This window comes from Phytohabitans maris (assembly GCF_031085175.1).
Taxonomy (GTDB): Bacteria; Actinomycetota; Actinomycetes; order Mycobacteriales; family Micromonosporaceae; genus Phytohabitans; species Phytohabitans maris.
The window spans coordinates 13,535-27,758 of record NZ_JAVHUY010000045.1; the positions used below are offsets into that span (position 1 = coordinate 13,535).

Here is a 14,224-nt window from a genome sequence, read left to right on the forward strand (position 1 = left end):
GCGATGACACAGACCACCCTGGTACTGGCGCTGACCGCGGGCATGCTCGCGGCGGTCAACCCGTGCGGCTTCGCGCTGCTGCCCGCGTACCTCTCGCTGCTCGTCGCCGGTGAGTCCACGAGCGACACCGTCCGGCGGGCCCTGGCCTCGACGGCGGCCATGACCGGGGGTTTCGTGGCCGTGTTCGGGGCGTTCGGCCTCGCGGTGGCGCCGGCCGCCGGCTGGATCCAGGAGCGGCTGCCGTGGCTGACCGTCGCGCTCGGCGTGCTGCTCGTCGCGGTCGGCGGGTGGCTGGCCGCGGGACGCACGCTGCCCACGCCGTGGCGCGGCCCCCGCGCGCCGGAGCTGCGCCGCACGCTGCCGTCCATGTTCGCCTTCGGCGCCGCCTACGCCGCCGCGTCGCTCAGCTGCACGATCGGGCCCTTCCTGGCCATCGTCGTGGCCAGCATGCGGGCCGGTTCCACCGGCGCCGGGGTCGGGCTCTTCGTCGCGTACGCGGCCGGCATGGGGCTCGCCGTCGGCGCGGCCGCTCTGGCGGTGGGGCTGCTGCGCACCTCGCTGATCCGGGCCGTGCGCCGGGCCGGCTCGGCGATCTCCCGGCTGGGCGGGGTGCTCCTGCTGCTCGCCGGCGCCTACGTCGCCTACTACGGCTGGTACGAGATCCGGCTCAGCGCCGACCGGTCCACGGTGGACGACCCGGTCGTGGCGGCCGCCGGCCAGATCCAGCACACGCTCTCGGCCGCGCTCACCTCGGCCGGCGTGGAGGTGGTGGCGGGGGCGTTCGCGGTGCTGCTCGCCGCCGCGCTGCTCGCCCGCCGCCTGACCCGCCGCTCAGAAGTCCGCGAAGAGGTACGGGACGGCGCGGGGGAAGAGCGCCCGCAGCTGCGCGCCGGCGTCGGCGGGCACGGCACCGAACCCGCGTAGCGGCAGCTCGTCCGGCTCCAGCACGCCGTACACGAGTGCGGAGAGCCCGGCCGCCCGCAGCGTCGCCCGGGGCACGCCGGCCTCGTCGCCGCCCACCTCCAGGCGGCCCGCGCGCCCGTCCAGCAGGTACGTGCCGGCGATGAACGGGTCGTCGACCACCTCGACCACCACCCGCCCCGGGCCCACGCGGGCGCCGGCGAGCGGCGGGACGGCCAGCACCCGGGCCATCGGGGCGTTCATGTCGGGGACGCGGGTGCGCGCCTCGACGACCGTACCCAGATCGGTGGCCCACAGCTCGGGCAGCTCGTCGGCGGCCACCCGCTCGACCTGGTCGACGTGCCGGGCGAAGAACTGGAGCAGCTCGCCGGGCAGGTCGGCGCGGACCAGGTGGCCGAGGTCGGCGGGGGCGAACGTGACGCGGCGCGCCTTGGGCAGCCCGATGTACCCGAAGCGCTCGTAGAACGAGGCCCGGAACGGGTACAGCGCGCTGAGCGGCTGCCCACTGTCGCGCATGTCGCCGAGCAGCCGGGTGGGCAGCGTGCGGATGTGCCCCCGGCGGCGGGCGAGCGGGTGCACGACCACGCCCGCGATGCCGGCCATCGGATGGAGGGTGCCGCGCACGTTCTGGCGCATCGGGATGGCTGAGGCGGCGGCGACCGCGGTGCCGCCCTCCTCGGCCACGAGGGTGACGTTGTCCTCCTGGAAGGGGAGGTAGTCGCGGTAACTGGCGACCCTCTCCAGGGGGGCCGGGCTCGCCTCGAAGGCGTACGCCTGAAGGGGGAACGCGTGCGTGAGCCGCCCCGCCGAGCTGATCCGCCGGATCTCCATGCGCACCAGCAAACCATGCCACCCCTAGGGCGTTCTCACCCTCCGGTCCGAGCCCGGAATCAGGGAGAAGTCGGTGCCCGGCCCGGATGGAAGTGTGAAGATCAGGTTGGAGGCTGTGCACATGGCGGTCATTACGGGGGCAGAGCGGGTCCGGCCGGGTGCCGGCGCACCGCCCATGAAGGCGGAGCGTACACAATCATCGATCCGGCTCGGGCAGCAGATCTTCATCCTGCTCGGAGCCATCGTCATCTACTTCGGCGTCCGACACCTGACCGAGGGCTCAGTCAGCGCGGCGGTCGCGAACGCGGCCCGGGTGGTCGACTTCGAGGCGGCGCTGGGGCTGCACCACGAGCAGTGGCTCCAGGAGACCTTCGCGAGCTCGTCGCGGGTCAGCACGGTGTTCAACTGGATCTACATCTGGGGGCACTGGCCGGTCATCGCGGTCACGCTGGTCTGGCTCGCCCGGCGGCATCCGGTCGTCTACCTGCGCACGCGGAACGCGATGATCATGTCCGGCGCGGTCGGCATGGTGATCTTCGCGACGTTCCCGGTCGCGCCGCCCCGGCTCGCGCCGGCGCTGGGCATGGTCGACACCGTGACGGTCAGCTCGCACGCGTACCGGGTGCTGCAGCCACCCATGTTCACCAACCAGTACGCCGCCGTGCCGAGCCTGCACGTCGGCTGGGACCTGCTGATGGGCATCGCGATCGCGGTCGCCGCCCGGCGGCTGTGGGTGAAGGCGATCGGCGTGCTGATGCCGGTGGCGATGACGCTCGCCGTCGTGCTCACGGCCAACCACTACATCGTGGACGCGGTCGCCGGCGCGGCGCTCACCACGGCCTGCTGGTTTGCGGTCCGCTGGTGGACGGCGCGGCGCGCGCAACGCCTCCAGCTGGCGGCGACCTAGTCAGTGTGGTAGACGGGGTTAGTCAGAATGTATTGACAAAGTTCGGCCCCGGGGGAAGTGTGACCCGTAACACGGATGTCATCTTCCGGGCACCCTGGGGAGGACGAGCGTGCAGGTGCGGATCGCGGGTGCGCCCATCTCCTGGGGCGTGTGCGAGGTGCCCGGCTGGGGCTTCCAGCTGCCGGCCGGGCGGGTGCTCGGCGAGATGCGTTCCCTCGGCCTCGTGGCCACCGAGTTCGGGCCGGTGGGATACCTCCCGGACGACCCGGCCGCCCTCCTCGCCGCGCACGGCCTGCGCGCGGTGGGCGGCTTCGTCCCGGCCGTGCTGCACGAGCCCGGCCGCGACCCGCGGCCGGAGGTGGGCGCCGTCGCCGCGCGCTACGCCGCCGCCGGCGCCGACACCGTCGTGCTAGCGGCCGACACCGGCCGATCCGGGTACGACGCCCGTCCCGAGCTCGACGCGGCCGGCTGGGCCACCCTCCTGTCCCACCTGGACGCGGCCGCCGCCGCAGTCACCGCGGCCGGCCTCACGCCCACGCTGCACCCGCACGTGGGCACGATGGTGGAGACCGCGGGCGACGTCGAGCGGGTCCTCGCCGGCAGCGCCGTGCCGCTCTGCCTGGACACCGGTCACCTGGCGGTGGGCGGCGCCGACCCGGCCCGGATCGCCGCCGAGCACCCGGAGCGCGTCGCGCACGTTCACCTCAAGGACGTCGACGCCGGGCTCGCGGCGCGGGTGCGGGGCGGCGACGTGTCGTACGCGGAGGCGGTGCGGGCGGGCATGTTCCGCCCGCTGGGCAAGGGCGACGTCGACATCGCCGGCGTCGTCCGCTCCCTCGACGCCACCGGCTACACCGGGTGGTACGTGCTGGAGCAGGACGTCATGCTCACCGGCCCGGACGCCGACCCGCTGCCCGACGTGGCCGCCGGCGTGGACTACCTGCGGAGCCTGTGATGGGCTTCGAGGTGCTCACGATGGGGCGGGTCGGGGTCGACATCTACCCGCTCCAGGTGGGCGTCGGGCTGGCCGAGGTGGAGACGTTCGGCAAGTACCTGGGCGGCAGCCCCACCAACGTCGCGGTGGCCGCCGCCCGCTTCGGCCGCCGGGCCGCGGTCATCACCCGCACCGGCGCCGACCCGTTCGGCGACTTCGTCCACAGTGCACTGCGCGGCTACGGCGTGGACGACCGGTACGTGTCCACTGTGGAGCACCTGCCGACCCCGGTGACGTTCTGCGAGATCTTCCCGCCGGACGACTTCCCGCTCTACTTCTACCGCCTGCCGAGCGCTCCTGACCTGCAGATCAGGGCCGACGAGCTGGACACCGCGGCGATCCGCGCGGCCGGCGTCTTCTGGGTCACCGGCACCGGGCTCTGCGCGGAGCCCAGCCGCTCGGCCACGCTCGCCGCGCTCCGCGCCCGCGGCCGGGTCGGGGTCACCGTGCTCGACCTCGACTACCGGCAGATGTTCTGGCCGTCCCGGGAGGAGGCGCGGCACTGGCTCCAGCAGGCGCTGCCCTACGCCACCGTCGCGGTCGGCAACCTCGACGAGTGCTACACCGCCGTCGCCGAGCGGCAGCCGGCCGCCGCCGCCAAGGCGCTCCGCGACCGCGGCGCCGACCTCGCCGTGGTCAAGCAGGGCCCGCGCGGGGTGCTCGCCGTCGACGCGTCCGGCGCCGTCGAGGTGCCTCCGGTACCGGTCGAGGTGGTGAACGGGCTCGGTGCGGGCGACGCGTTCGGTGGCGCGCTCTGCCACGGGCTGCTCGCCGGCTGGGAGACCGCCCGGGTCATGCGCTTCGCCAACGCGGCCGGCGCGATCGTCGCCGGCCGCCTCGCCTGCTCGGACGCGATGCCGGAGGCAGCGGAGGTCGAGGCCGCGATGTCCCAGCCGCAGGGGCGGCGGCATGTTCGCTGAGCGGCTCGCCGCCGTCGTCGACGCCCGGGTGCGGCGCCCACGCTCCATCGTGGACGCCGCGGCGGCGCGGGCACCGGGGACGATCGGCGAGCGGCTCGTGCTGCTCGCCGCCGACCACCCGGCACGCGGCTCGCTCGCCGCCGGGAGCCGGCCGATGGCCATGGCCGACCGCGGCGACCTGCTCGAACGGCTCTGCGTGGCGCTCGCCCGCCCCGGCGTCGGCGGCGTCCTGGGCACCGCCGACGTGCTGGAAGACCTGCTGCTGCTCGGCGCGCTCGACGGCAAGGTCGTGATCGGCTCGATGAACCGGGGCGGCCTCGCCGGCAGCGCGTTCGAGATCGACGACCGCTTCACCGGGTACGGCGCGGAGGCGATCGCCGTGATGGGCTTCGACGGCGGCAAGATGCTGCTCCGCATCGACCCCGACGACCCGGCCAGCGTGTCCACGATGGAGGGCTGCGCGCGGGCGGTCGACGCGCTCGCCCGGCGGCGGCTGATGGCGATGGTGGAGCCGTTCGTCAGCCACCGCGTCGACGGGCGGGTGCGCAACCAGCTCACACCGGACGCGATGGTGCGCGCCATCTCGGTCGCGTCCGGGCTGGGCGGCACCTCCGCGTACACGTGGCTGAAGGTGCCGGTGGTCCCGGAGATGGAGCGGGTGATGGCCGCCTCGACACTGCCCGCGCTGCTGCTCGGCGGCGAGGTGCCGGCCGACCCCGACGCGGCGTTCGAGGGCTGGCGGAAGGCGCTGCGGCTGCCCACAGTCCGGGGCATCGTCGCCGGCCGCTCGCTGCTCTACCCGGCCGACGACGACGTGGCCGGCGCGGTGGACACGGCGGTGAGCCTGCTATGACCGTGGTGACCCCCTCGTCGGCCGGGTGGGCCTACTCGGGCCTACGCGTGGTGGAGCTGAGCGGTCCGCACACGTTCGAGACCGGCGACGACGAGGTGCTCGTGCTGCCGCTCGCCGGATCGTGCACTGTGGAGTGTGACGGTCTCACGTTCGCGCTGGAGGGCAGGAAGGACGTCTTCGCGGGCGTGACCGACTTCGCGTACGCGCCGCGCGACGCCACCGTCACGGTCACCGGGGAGGGGCGGTTTGCGATCCCCACCGCCCGGGCGTCGCGGCGGCTGGCACCGCGGTACGGCCCCGCCTCCGGCGTGCCGGTCGAGTTGCGCGGCGCGGGCAGTTGCTCGCGGCAGGTCAACAACTTCTGCACCCCGGACACCTTCGCGGCCGACCGGCTGATCGCCTGCGAGGTGCTGACGCCGGGCGGCAACTGGTCGTCGTACCCGCCGCACAAGCACGACGAGGAGCGGCCCGGCGAGTCGGCGCTGGAGGAGATCTACTACTTCGAGGTGCGCGGCTCCGGCATGGCGTACCAGCGGGTCTACGGCCCCGACATCGACGTGCTCGCGGAGGTCCGCGGCGGCGACGTCGTGCTGATCCCGCGCGGCTGGCACGGCCCGTCGATGGCCGCACCCGGCTACGACCTCTACTACCTCAACGTGATGGCCGGCCCGCGCCGCGCCTGGGAGATCTGCGACGACCCGGCGCACGCCTGGATCCGCGACACGTGGACCGCCCAGCCCGTCGACCCTCGGCTGCCGTTCGGGAGGACCGTCCAATGAGGCTCACCGTCGCGCAGGCGCTCGTCCGCTTCCTCGCCGCCCAGCGCAGCGAGCGGGACGGCGTGGAGCAGAAGCTCTTCGCCGGCTGCTTCGGCATCTTCGGCCACGGCAACGTCGCCGGGATCGGCCAGGCCCTCTACGAGGCGGAGCTGCGCGAGCCCGGCGCGCTCCCGTACCACCAGGCCCGCAACGAGCAGGCGATGGTGCACACAGCGGCCGCGTACGCGCGGATGCGCAACCGGCTCAGCACGCTCGCCTGCACCTCGTCGATCGGCCCGGGCGCGACCAACATGGTGACCGGGGCCGCGCTCGCCACCATCAACCGCCTCCCGGTCCTGCTGCTCCCCGGCGACGTCTTCGCCACCCGGGTCGCCGATCCGGTGCTGCAGCAGCTGGAGGACCCGCGCGCCGGCGACGTCTCGGTCAACGACGCGTTCCGGCCGGTGTCCCGCTTCTTCGACCGGGTGTGGCGGCCCGAGCAGCTGCCGTCCGCGCTGCTCGGCGCGATGCGGGTGCTCACCGACCCGGCCGAGACCGGCGCGGTCACGCTCGCGCTGCCGCAGGACGTGCAGGCCGAGGCGTACGACTGGCCGGCGGAGCTCTTCGCGCCCCGGGTGTGGCACGTGCCGCGGCCGGTGCCCGAGCCGGCCGCGTTGGCCCGCGCGGTCGCGGCGGTCCGCGGCGCCCGCCGGCCGCTGCTCATCGCCGGCGGCGGGGTCGGCTACTCCGACGCGACCGAGGAGCTGCGGCGCTTCGCCGAGGCCACCGGCATCCCGGTCGCCGAGACGCAGGCCGGCAAGGGCGCCCTGCCGTACGACCACCCGCTCGCCCTCGGCGCGACCGGCGCGACCGGCACCACGGCCGCCGTACACATGGCCCGCGAGGCCGACGTGGTGATCGGCGTCGGCACCCGGTACAGCGACTTCACCACCGCCTCGCGCAGCGCGTTCGGCGACGCGGTCTTCGTCAACGTCAACGTCGCCGCCTTCGACGCGGCCAAGCAGGCCGCCGTCCCGGTCGTCGCCGACGCGCGCGAAGGGCTGCGGGCGCTCGCCGAAGCGCTGACCGGCTGGTCAGTCAGCGACGGATACCGGGAAGAAGCCCGCCGCCTCGCCGCCGAGTGGGACGAGACGGTGGAGCGGGCGTACCACCTCGGGCACGCCCCGCTGCCCGCCCAGTCCGAGGTGATCGGCGCGGTCAACGAGGTCTCCGCCCCCCGCGACGTGGTCGTCTGCGCGGCCGGCTCGATGCCCGGCGAGCTGCACAAGCTGTGGCGCACCCGAGACCCCAAGGGCTACCACGTCGAGTACGGCTACTCCTGCATGGGCTACGAGATCGCGGGCGGGCTCGGCGCGAAGATGGCCGTGCTCGACATGGACGCCGACCGGGACGTCTTCGTGCTCGTCGGCGACGGCTCGTACCTGATGATGTCGTCCGAGCTGGTGACCGCCGTACAGGAGGGGGTCAAGCTCGTCGTCGTCCTCGTGCAGAACCACGGCTTCGCCTCCATCGGCGCGCTCTCCGAGACCGTCGGGGCGCCCCGCTTCGGCACCCGCTACCGCTACCGCGACCCGGACACCGGCCACCTCGACGGCGAGGTGCTCCCGGTCGACCTCGCGGCGAACGCGGCGAGCCTCGGCGTACCCGTGCTGCGGGCGCGGACCGTCGCGGAGCTGCGCGCGGCCCTGCGCGACGCGAAGGCGCACGACGGCCCGATCCTCGTGCACGTCGAGACCGACCCGCTGGCGCCCGCGCCGGACGGCGGGGCCTGGTGGGACGTACCGGTGGCCGAAGTGTCCACGGTGGACACGACCCGCCAGGCCCGCAAGTCGTACGAGGCCGCGAAGGTCAACCAGCGGCCGTACCTCACACCCCCACGCTGAGGAGGGAACACCGTGACCACGCCCCGCAGCACCGCCCGCGGACTGCTCGCCGTCGCCGCCGTCCTGGCCCTCGCCGCGGCCGGCTGCAGCAGTGAAGGCGGCAAGCAGGAGGAGGAGAAGAGCGACTCGGGCACCGCCGGTGTCGCCGACACACCCCGCTACACGATCGCGATGATCACGCACGAGGTGCCCGGCGACACGTTCTGGGACCTGGTGCGCAAGGGCGCCGAGGCGGCGGCGAAGAAGGACAACATCGAGCTGCGGTACTCCAACAACCCGGACGGCCCCGAGCAGGCCAACCTCGTGCAGAGCGCGATCGACAGCAAGGTGAACGGCATCGCGGTCACGCTCGCCAAGCCGGACGCGTTACAGGGCGCGGTGCGCCAGGCGGTGAACGCCAGGATCCCGGTCGTCGCCCTCAACGCCGGCCTCGAACAGTGGAAGGCCATGGGCGTCACCGAGTTCTTCGGGCAGGACGAGTCAATCGCCGGCGAGGCGGCCGGGCAGCGGCTCGCCCAGGAGGGCGCCAAGAAGGTGCTCTGCGTCATCCACGAGCAGGGGCACGTCGCCCTCGAAGCGCGCTGCGCGGGCGTGAAGAAGGGCTTCGGCGGCGCCGGCGTCGTGGAAAACCTCAACGTCAACAGCAAGGACATGCCCTCGGTGAAGTCCACCATCACCGCCAAGCTGCAGCAGGACAAGAGCGTCGACCGGGTCATCACGCTCGGCGCCCCGATCGCCATCACCGCCGTCGAGTCGGCCAAGGAGTCCGGTGCCGCCGCGAAGGTCGTCACCTTCGACACCAACAAGGAGCTGGTCGGTTCGATCCGCTCCGGCGACGTGCAGTGGGCCATCGACCAGCAGCCGTACCTGCAGGGCTACCTGGCGATCGACTCGCTCTGGCTGTACCTGAGCAACGGCAACGTCATCGGCGGCGGGCAGACCGTCCTCACCGGACCGTCCTTCATCGACCAGACGAACATCGAGAGCGTCGCCCAGTACGCGGAGAAGGGCACCCGGTGACGAGGCTGCTCGCCCGGCCGGAGCTCGGCTCGGTGGTCGGCATGGTGGCCATCTTCGTGTTCTTCTTCGCGATCGCCGACCCGTTCCGGCAGGCGACCTCGATGGGCACCGTGCTCTACGTCAGCTCGACCATCGGCATCATGGCCGTACCGGTGGCGCTGCTGATGATCGGCGGCGAGTTCGACCTGTCGGCGGGCGTCAACGTCACCGCCTCGGCGCTCACCGCGTCGATGCTCAGCTACCAGCTCAGCCTCAACGTCTGGGTCGGCGTGGTCGCCTCGCTGCTCTTCGCGCTCGGCGTCGGCTTCCTCAACGGGTTTCTCGTGACGACCACCGGGATCCCGAGCTTCCTGGTCACGCTCGGCACGTTCCTCATGCTGCAGGGCGCCAACATCGCGGTCACCAAGCAGGTGAGCGGCCAGGTGGCCACCGACAACATCTCCGACATGGACGGCTTCGACACCGCGAAGGCCATCTTCGCCTCCTCGTTCGACGTCGGGAGCGTGACGATCCGGGCCACCGTGCTGTGGTGGCTGCTCTTCGTCGCGGTCGGCACCTGGGTCCTGCTGCGCACCCGCCCCGGCAACTGGATATTCGCCGTGGGCGGCAATGTGGACAGTGCCCGCGCGGTCGGCGTGCCCGTGCGGCAGACGAAAATCGCGCTTTTCATGGGCGTCGGCTTCTGCGCCTGGTTCATGGGGATGCACCGGCTGTTCGCGTTCTCCACCGTCCAGTCCGGCGAGGGCGTCGGCAACGAGTTCATCTACATCATCGCGGCCGTCATCGGCGGGTGCCTGCTCACCGGCGGCTACGGGTCGGCGATCGGGGCCGCGTTCGGCGCGCTCATCTTCGGCATGACCAACCAGGGCATCGTCTACGCCGGGTGGGACGCCGACTGGTTCAAGTTCTTCCTCGGCGTGATGCTGCTCTTCGCCACGGTCCTCAACATGTGGGTCCGGCGGCTGGCGGTACGGAGGTGACGATGCCTTTGATCGAGATGACCGGCGTGGGCAAGCGGTACGGCACGATCGTCGCGCTGCACGACGTGTCGCTGCGGGTCAACGCCGGCCAGATAACGTGCGTGCTCGGCGACAACGGCGCCGGCAAGTCCACGCTCATCAAGATAATGTCCGGGCTGCACCAGCACGACGAGGGCGAGCTGCTCGTCGACGGCGAGCCGGCCCGCTTCGGCTCGCCGCGGGCCGCGCTCGACCGGGGCATCGCCACCGTGTACCAGGATCTCGCGGTCGTGGCCCTGATGCCGGTGTGGCGCAACTTCTTCCTCGGTTCCGAGCTGACCCGCGGCTTCGGCCCGCTGCGCCGCCTCGACATCGACGCGATGCGCCGCACCACCCGCGACGAGCTTGCCCGGATGGGCATCCACCTGGGCGACGTGGAGCAGCCCATCGGACAGCTCTCCGGCGGCGAACGGCAGTGCGTGGCGATCGCGCGGGCCATCCACTTCGGAGCGCGCGTACTCATCCTCGACGAGCCGACCGCCGCGCTCGGCGTCAAGCAGTCCGGCGTCGTGCTCAAGTACGTCGCCGCCGCGCGGGACGCCGGGCTGGGCGTCGTCTTCATCACCCACAACCCGCACCACGCGTACCTGGTCGGCGACCACTTCGTCCTGCTCAACCGGGGGCGGATGCGGCTGGACCGCCGGCGAGACGAGATCAGCCTCGACGACCTGACCCGCGAGATGGCCGGCGGCGACGAGCTGACCGCGCTCACGCACGAGCTGCAGCGAACCTGAGGGGTACCGGATGAATGTTGGGGTCATCGGCACGGGCGCCATCGGCACCGACCACGTCCGCCGGCTGACCGCCCGGGTGGCCGGCGCCCGGGTGACCGCGGTGTTCGATGTGGACACCGCCCGCGCCGCCACGGTCGCCGCGATCGCCGGCGCGACCGCCCACCGCGAGGCGCACGACGTCATCGACGACCCGGCCGTCGAGGCGGTGCTCGTCGCCTCGCCCGGCGACACGCACGCCGACCTCGTGCTCGCCTGCGTCGCCGCCGGCAAGCCGGTGCTCTGCGAAAAGCCGCTGGCCAGCACGAGCGGCGCCGCGCTCAAGGTGGTCGAGGCCGAGGCGACCTACGGGCGGCGGCTGGTGCAGGTGGGCTTCATGCGCCGGTACGACGTCGGCTATCTCGGCGTGAAGGCGGCGCTCGGAGCCGGGCGGATCGGCGACCCGCTGCTCGTCCACTGTGTACACCGCAATGTGGGCGTGCCGGCGGGCTTCACCGGCGACATGTCGCTGACCGACTCGCTCGTGCACGAGGTCGACGCCTGCCGCTGGCTGCTCGACCAGGAGATCGTCGCCGCCACCGTGGTCGAGGTGCCGCACAGCCCGCTCGCCTCGCCCGAGCTGCGCGACCCGCGGCTGGTGCTACTGGAGACCGAGCGCGGGATCGTCGTCGACGCCGAGGTCTTCGTCAACGCCCGCTACGGGTACGACGTGCGCTGCGAGGTCGTCGGCACCACCGGCACCGTCGCGCTGGAGGCGCCCACCACCGGCGCGGTGGCCCTGGACGGCGGGCGGGTGCAGGCGCTGCCGATGGACTGGCAGGCCCGCTTCGGCCAGGCGTACGTGGACGAGCTCCAGGCCTGGGTGGACGCCGTGCGCCGCGGGGTGACGGAAGGGCCGAGCGCCTGGGACGGGTACGCGGCCACCGCCGTCGCCGAGGCCGCCGTCGCCTCGCGCGGTGCCCGGACGAGCGTGGACCTGGCCGAGCGGCCCGCGCTCTACAGTGGAGAATCGTCGTCGTGACCTCGGTGAGCGCGCTGATCAGCATCGACCGGTCCAGCCCCGTGCCGCTGTACTTCCAGGTGGCGCGGCGGCTGGAGGAGCTGATCGCGACCGGCCACCTGACCCCCGGCACGCGGCTGGAAAACGAGGTCGCGCTCGCCGACCAGCTCGGCCTCTCCCGGCCGACCATGCGGCAGGCCATCCAGTACCTTGTGGACAAAGGGCTGCTCGTGCGCAAGCGCGGCGTGGGCACGCAGGTCGTGCACGCCCGGGTCCGCCGCACCGTCGAGCTGACCAGCCTGTACGAGGACTTGGACCGCACCCACCAGCAGCCGCGCACCGACGTGCTCTCGTTCGGCCCGGTGGCGGCCCCCGACGAGGTGGCGGTCGCGCTCGCCCTGCCCAGCGGCACGGCGGTGCTGGCGGTCGAGCGGCTGCGATACGCGCAGGGCGAGCCGCTCGCGCTCATGCGCAACTACCTGCCCGCCGGGCTGTTGCGGGCCACCGCCGACGAGCTTCGCGAGCGCGGCCTGTACCAGCTGATGCGCGCCGCCGGCGTCAACCTCCGCCTCGCCGAGCAGACCATCGGCGCCCGCCGCGCCACCGCCGCCGAGGCCAAGGCGCTGGGCGAACCGCGCGGGGCGCCACTGTTGACGATGGCCCGCACCGCGTACGACGACGCCGGCCGGGCGGTCGAGTTTGGACAGCACGCGTACCGCGCTTCGCTCTACTCCTTCGAGCTGACCCTGGTGGCCCGGTGAGCGCGATCGGCATCGGCGTCATCGGACTGGGGTGGATGGGGCGGGTGCATTCCCAGTCGTACCTGCGGGTCGGCCACCACTTCCCGGACCTGGCGCTCGCGCCGCGGCTGGTGACCGCCGCGGACCCGGTCGCGGCCCTGCGCGACGACGCGGCCCGCCGGTACGGCTTCGCCCGGACCACCGGCGGTTGGGCCGAGGTGCTCGCCGACCCGGAGGTGGCGGCGGTCAGCATCACCACCCCCACCGACCTGCACGCCGAGGTCGGGGTCGCGGCGGCCCGCGCCGGCAAGCACATCTGGATCGAGAAGCCGGTCGGGCGCGACGCGGCGGAGGCCGCCGCGGTGGCCGGTGCCGCGGCCGAGGCCGGCGTCCGGAGCACGGTGGGCTTCAACTACCGCAACGCCCCGGCGGTGATCCGCGCCCGCGAGCTGATCGCCACCGGCCACCTCGGCGCGGTCACGCACGCCCGCTTCCGCTTCCTCGGCGACTACGCGGCCCACCCGATGGGCGCGCTGTCGTGGCGGTTCACCCGCGCCCGCAGCGGCCTCGGCGTGCTGGGCGACCTCATGTCGCACGCCGCCGACCTGGCCCGCCACCTGGTCGGCCCGCTGGCGGCGGTGGTCGCCGACCAGGCCACATTCATCCCCGAACGCCCGACGCCCTCCGGCGCCACCAGCCACTACGCGGTCGGCGGCGGCGCCCTGGGCCCGGTGGAGAACGAGGACTGGGCCGCCTGCCTGGTCCGCTTCGCGGGTGGCGCACGCGGCTCGCTGGAGGCCAGCCGGGTCAGCGTCGCCGACCAGAACAACTACGGCTTCGAGATCCACGGTACGACCGGCGCGGTCGCCTGGGACTTCCGCCGCATGGGCGAGCTACGCGTCTCGACCGGCGACGGCTACCAGAACCTCGCCCTCGCCGCCGAACACATCGGCCCCGGCGTGGGGGAGTACGCCGCCTTCCAGCCGGGCGCCGGCATCGCGATGGGCTACGACGACCTGAAAGTCATCGAGGCGGCCACCTTCCTGCGCTCCATAGTGGACGGCGCACCGCACGGCCCGACCCTCGACGACGCCGTCCACGCCGCGAACGCGGTCGCCGCGATGGCCGAGTCCTTCCGCACCGGCGGCTGGGTCCCGGTCGCTGGCTGAGCCACGTGTTCGCCGACCTCCCGCGTCGTCCATTCCCGCGGGGCGTAGTGAGCGCGTCCACGCGCCGGACGGTGTTGACGTGCGCGGAGCTCTCGAGCTGCCCCGTCTGTGCGCCCGCCCAAACATCTGGCCCGTTGCCCGTAACGCGCCCGCTGGTCGCCAAGAGCGACCGAGATCGTGACAATATCTGCGCCGCCGTCCGGGCGGCTGTTGGCCGCCTACCGCGCGCTCTAGCCGTGTCACCGTCATCTGCGACAACGGCGACACCCACCGCGGCGGCATCTCCAACAGTGGCCAGCGCGGACCCCTGAGCCTCATCTCCGGCGGTCGTGTGCACGCAAAGCATGCATGTATCCATTCGTAGATAGAGAGTCGCCGAATAGATCGTGGTACGCAAGTGCCCCCAGAGGGGCCGAAAAGTACCACGATCTGTTTCTGATTGCGATTTTGAAAGGTC

The 14,224-nt window shown here is 73.1% G+C and carries 14 protein-coding genes; 13 read left to right on the plus strand and 1 reads right to left on the minus strand.

Annotated elements, in window-relative coordinates:
* The first annotated feature begins 3 nt into the window (after window positions 1-3).
* On the plus strand, window positions 4-924 hold the full coding sequence (locus RB614_RS34570) for a cytochrome c biogenesis CcdA family protein (protein ID WP_308716918.1): 921 nt from the start codon (window positions 4-6) through the stop codon (window positions 922-924).
* Here RB614_RS34570 and RB614_RS34575 read toward each other — a convergent pair.
* Window positions 832-1,752, minus strand: a complete 921-nt coding sequence (locus tag RB614_RS34575) for a GNAT family N-acetyltransferase (RefSeq protein ID WP_308716982.1) — start codon at window positions 1,750-1,752, stop codon at window positions 832-834. The two genes, RB614_RS34570 and RB614_RS34575, sit on opposite strands and share 93 nt — an antisense overlap.
* Window positions 1,753-1,873: 121 nt before the next feature.
* Between RB614_RS34575 and RB614_RS34580 the strand changes: the two genes are divergently transcribed.
* From RB614_RS34580 to RB614_RS34635, 12 genes are all read left to right on the plus strand, one after another.
* Window positions 1,874-2,659, plus strand: a complete 786-nt coding sequence (locus tag RB614_RS34580) for a phosphatase PAP2 family protein (RefSeq protein ID WP_308716919.1) — start codon at window positions 1,874-1,876, stop codon at window positions 2,657-2,659.
* Between the two features lie 109 nt (window positions 2,660-2,768).
* A complete protein-coding gene (locus RB614_RS34585) occupies window positions 2,769-3,614 on the plus strand; it encodes a TIM barrel protein (protein WP_308716920.1) in 846 nt (281 codons plus the stop codon).
* The gene (gene iolC / locus RB614_RS34590; RefSeq protein ID WP_308716921.1) at window positions 3,614-4,573 is read left to right on the plus strand and encodes a 5-dehydro-2-deoxygluconokinase; all 960 of its coding nucleotides are present in this window, start codon (window positions 3,614-3,616) and stop codon (window positions 4,571-4,573) included. The genes RB614_RS34585 and iolC overlap by 1 nt, the downstream gene beginning before the upstream one ends.
* Window positions 4,563-5,426, plus strand: a complete 864-nt coding sequence (locus RB614_RS34595; RefSeq protein ID WP_308716922.1) for a Cgl0159 family (beta/alpha)8-fold protein — start codon at window positions 4,563-4,565, stop codon at window positions 5,424-5,426. Before iolC ends, RB614_RS34595 begins: the two co-directional genes overlap by 11 nt.
* Entirely contained in the window at window positions 5,423-6,205 is a 783-nt protein-coding gene (iolB, locus tag RB614_RS34600) for a 5-deoxy-glucuronate isomerase (RefSeq protein WP_308716923.1), read from the plus strand. The genes RB614_RS34595 and iolB overlap by 4 nt, the downstream gene beginning before the upstream one ends.
* The gene (iolD, locus tag RB614_RS34605) at window positions 6,202-8,088 is read left to right on the plus strand and encodes a 3D-(3,5/4)-trihydroxycyclohexane-1,2-dione acylhydrolase (decyclizing) (RefSeq protein ID WP_308716924.1); all 1,887 of its coding nucleotides are present in this window, start codon (window positions 6,202-6,204) and stop codon (window positions 8,086-8,088) included. The genes iolB and iolD overlap by 4 nt, the downstream gene beginning before the upstream one ends.
* A gap of 12 nt (window positions 8,089-8,100) precedes the next feature.
* A complete protein-coding gene (locus RB614_RS34610; RefSeq protein ID WP_308716925.1) occupies window positions 8,101-9,108 on the plus strand; it encodes a sugar ABC transporter substrate-binding protein in 1,008 nt (335 codons plus the stop codon).
* Window positions 9,105-10,088 carry an ABC transporter permease gene (locus tag RB614_RS34615; RefSeq protein ID WP_308716926.1) on the plus strand — a complete coding sequence of 328 codons (984 nt, stop codon included), beginning with the start codon at window positions 9,105-9,107 and terminating at the stop codon, window positions 10,086-10,088. Before RB614_RS34610 ends, RB614_RS34615 begins: the two co-directional genes overlap by 4 nt.
* Before the next feature lie 2 nt (window positions 10,089-10,090).
* A complete protein-coding gene (locus RB614_RS34620; protein ID WP_308716927.1) occupies window positions 10,091-10,861 on the plus strand; it encodes an ATP-binding cassette domain-containing protein in 771 nt (256 codons plus the stop codon).
* Window positions 10,862-10,871: 10 nt separating this feature from the next.
* Window positions 10,872-11,879, plus strand: a complete 1,008-nt coding sequence (locus RB614_RS34625; protein ID WP_308716928.1) for a Gfo/Idh/MocA family oxidoreductase — start codon at window positions 10,872-10,874, stop codon at window positions 11,877-11,879.
* Entirely contained in the window at window positions 11,876-12,619 is a 744-nt protein-coding gene (locus RB614_RS34630) for a GntR family transcriptional regulator (RefSeq protein WP_308716929.1), read from the plus strand. Before RB614_RS34625 ends, RB614_RS34630 begins: the two co-directional genes overlap by 4 nt.
* Window positions 12,616-13,767, plus strand: coding sequence for a Gfo/Idh/MocA family protein (locus RB614_RS34635; protein ID WP_308716930.1), 1,152 nt, complete (start codon window positions 12,616-12,618; stop codon window positions 13,765-13,767). The genes RB614_RS34630 and RB614_RS34635 overlap by 4 nt, the downstream gene beginning before the upstream one ends.
* Window positions 13,768-14,224 lie beyond the last annotated feature (457 nt).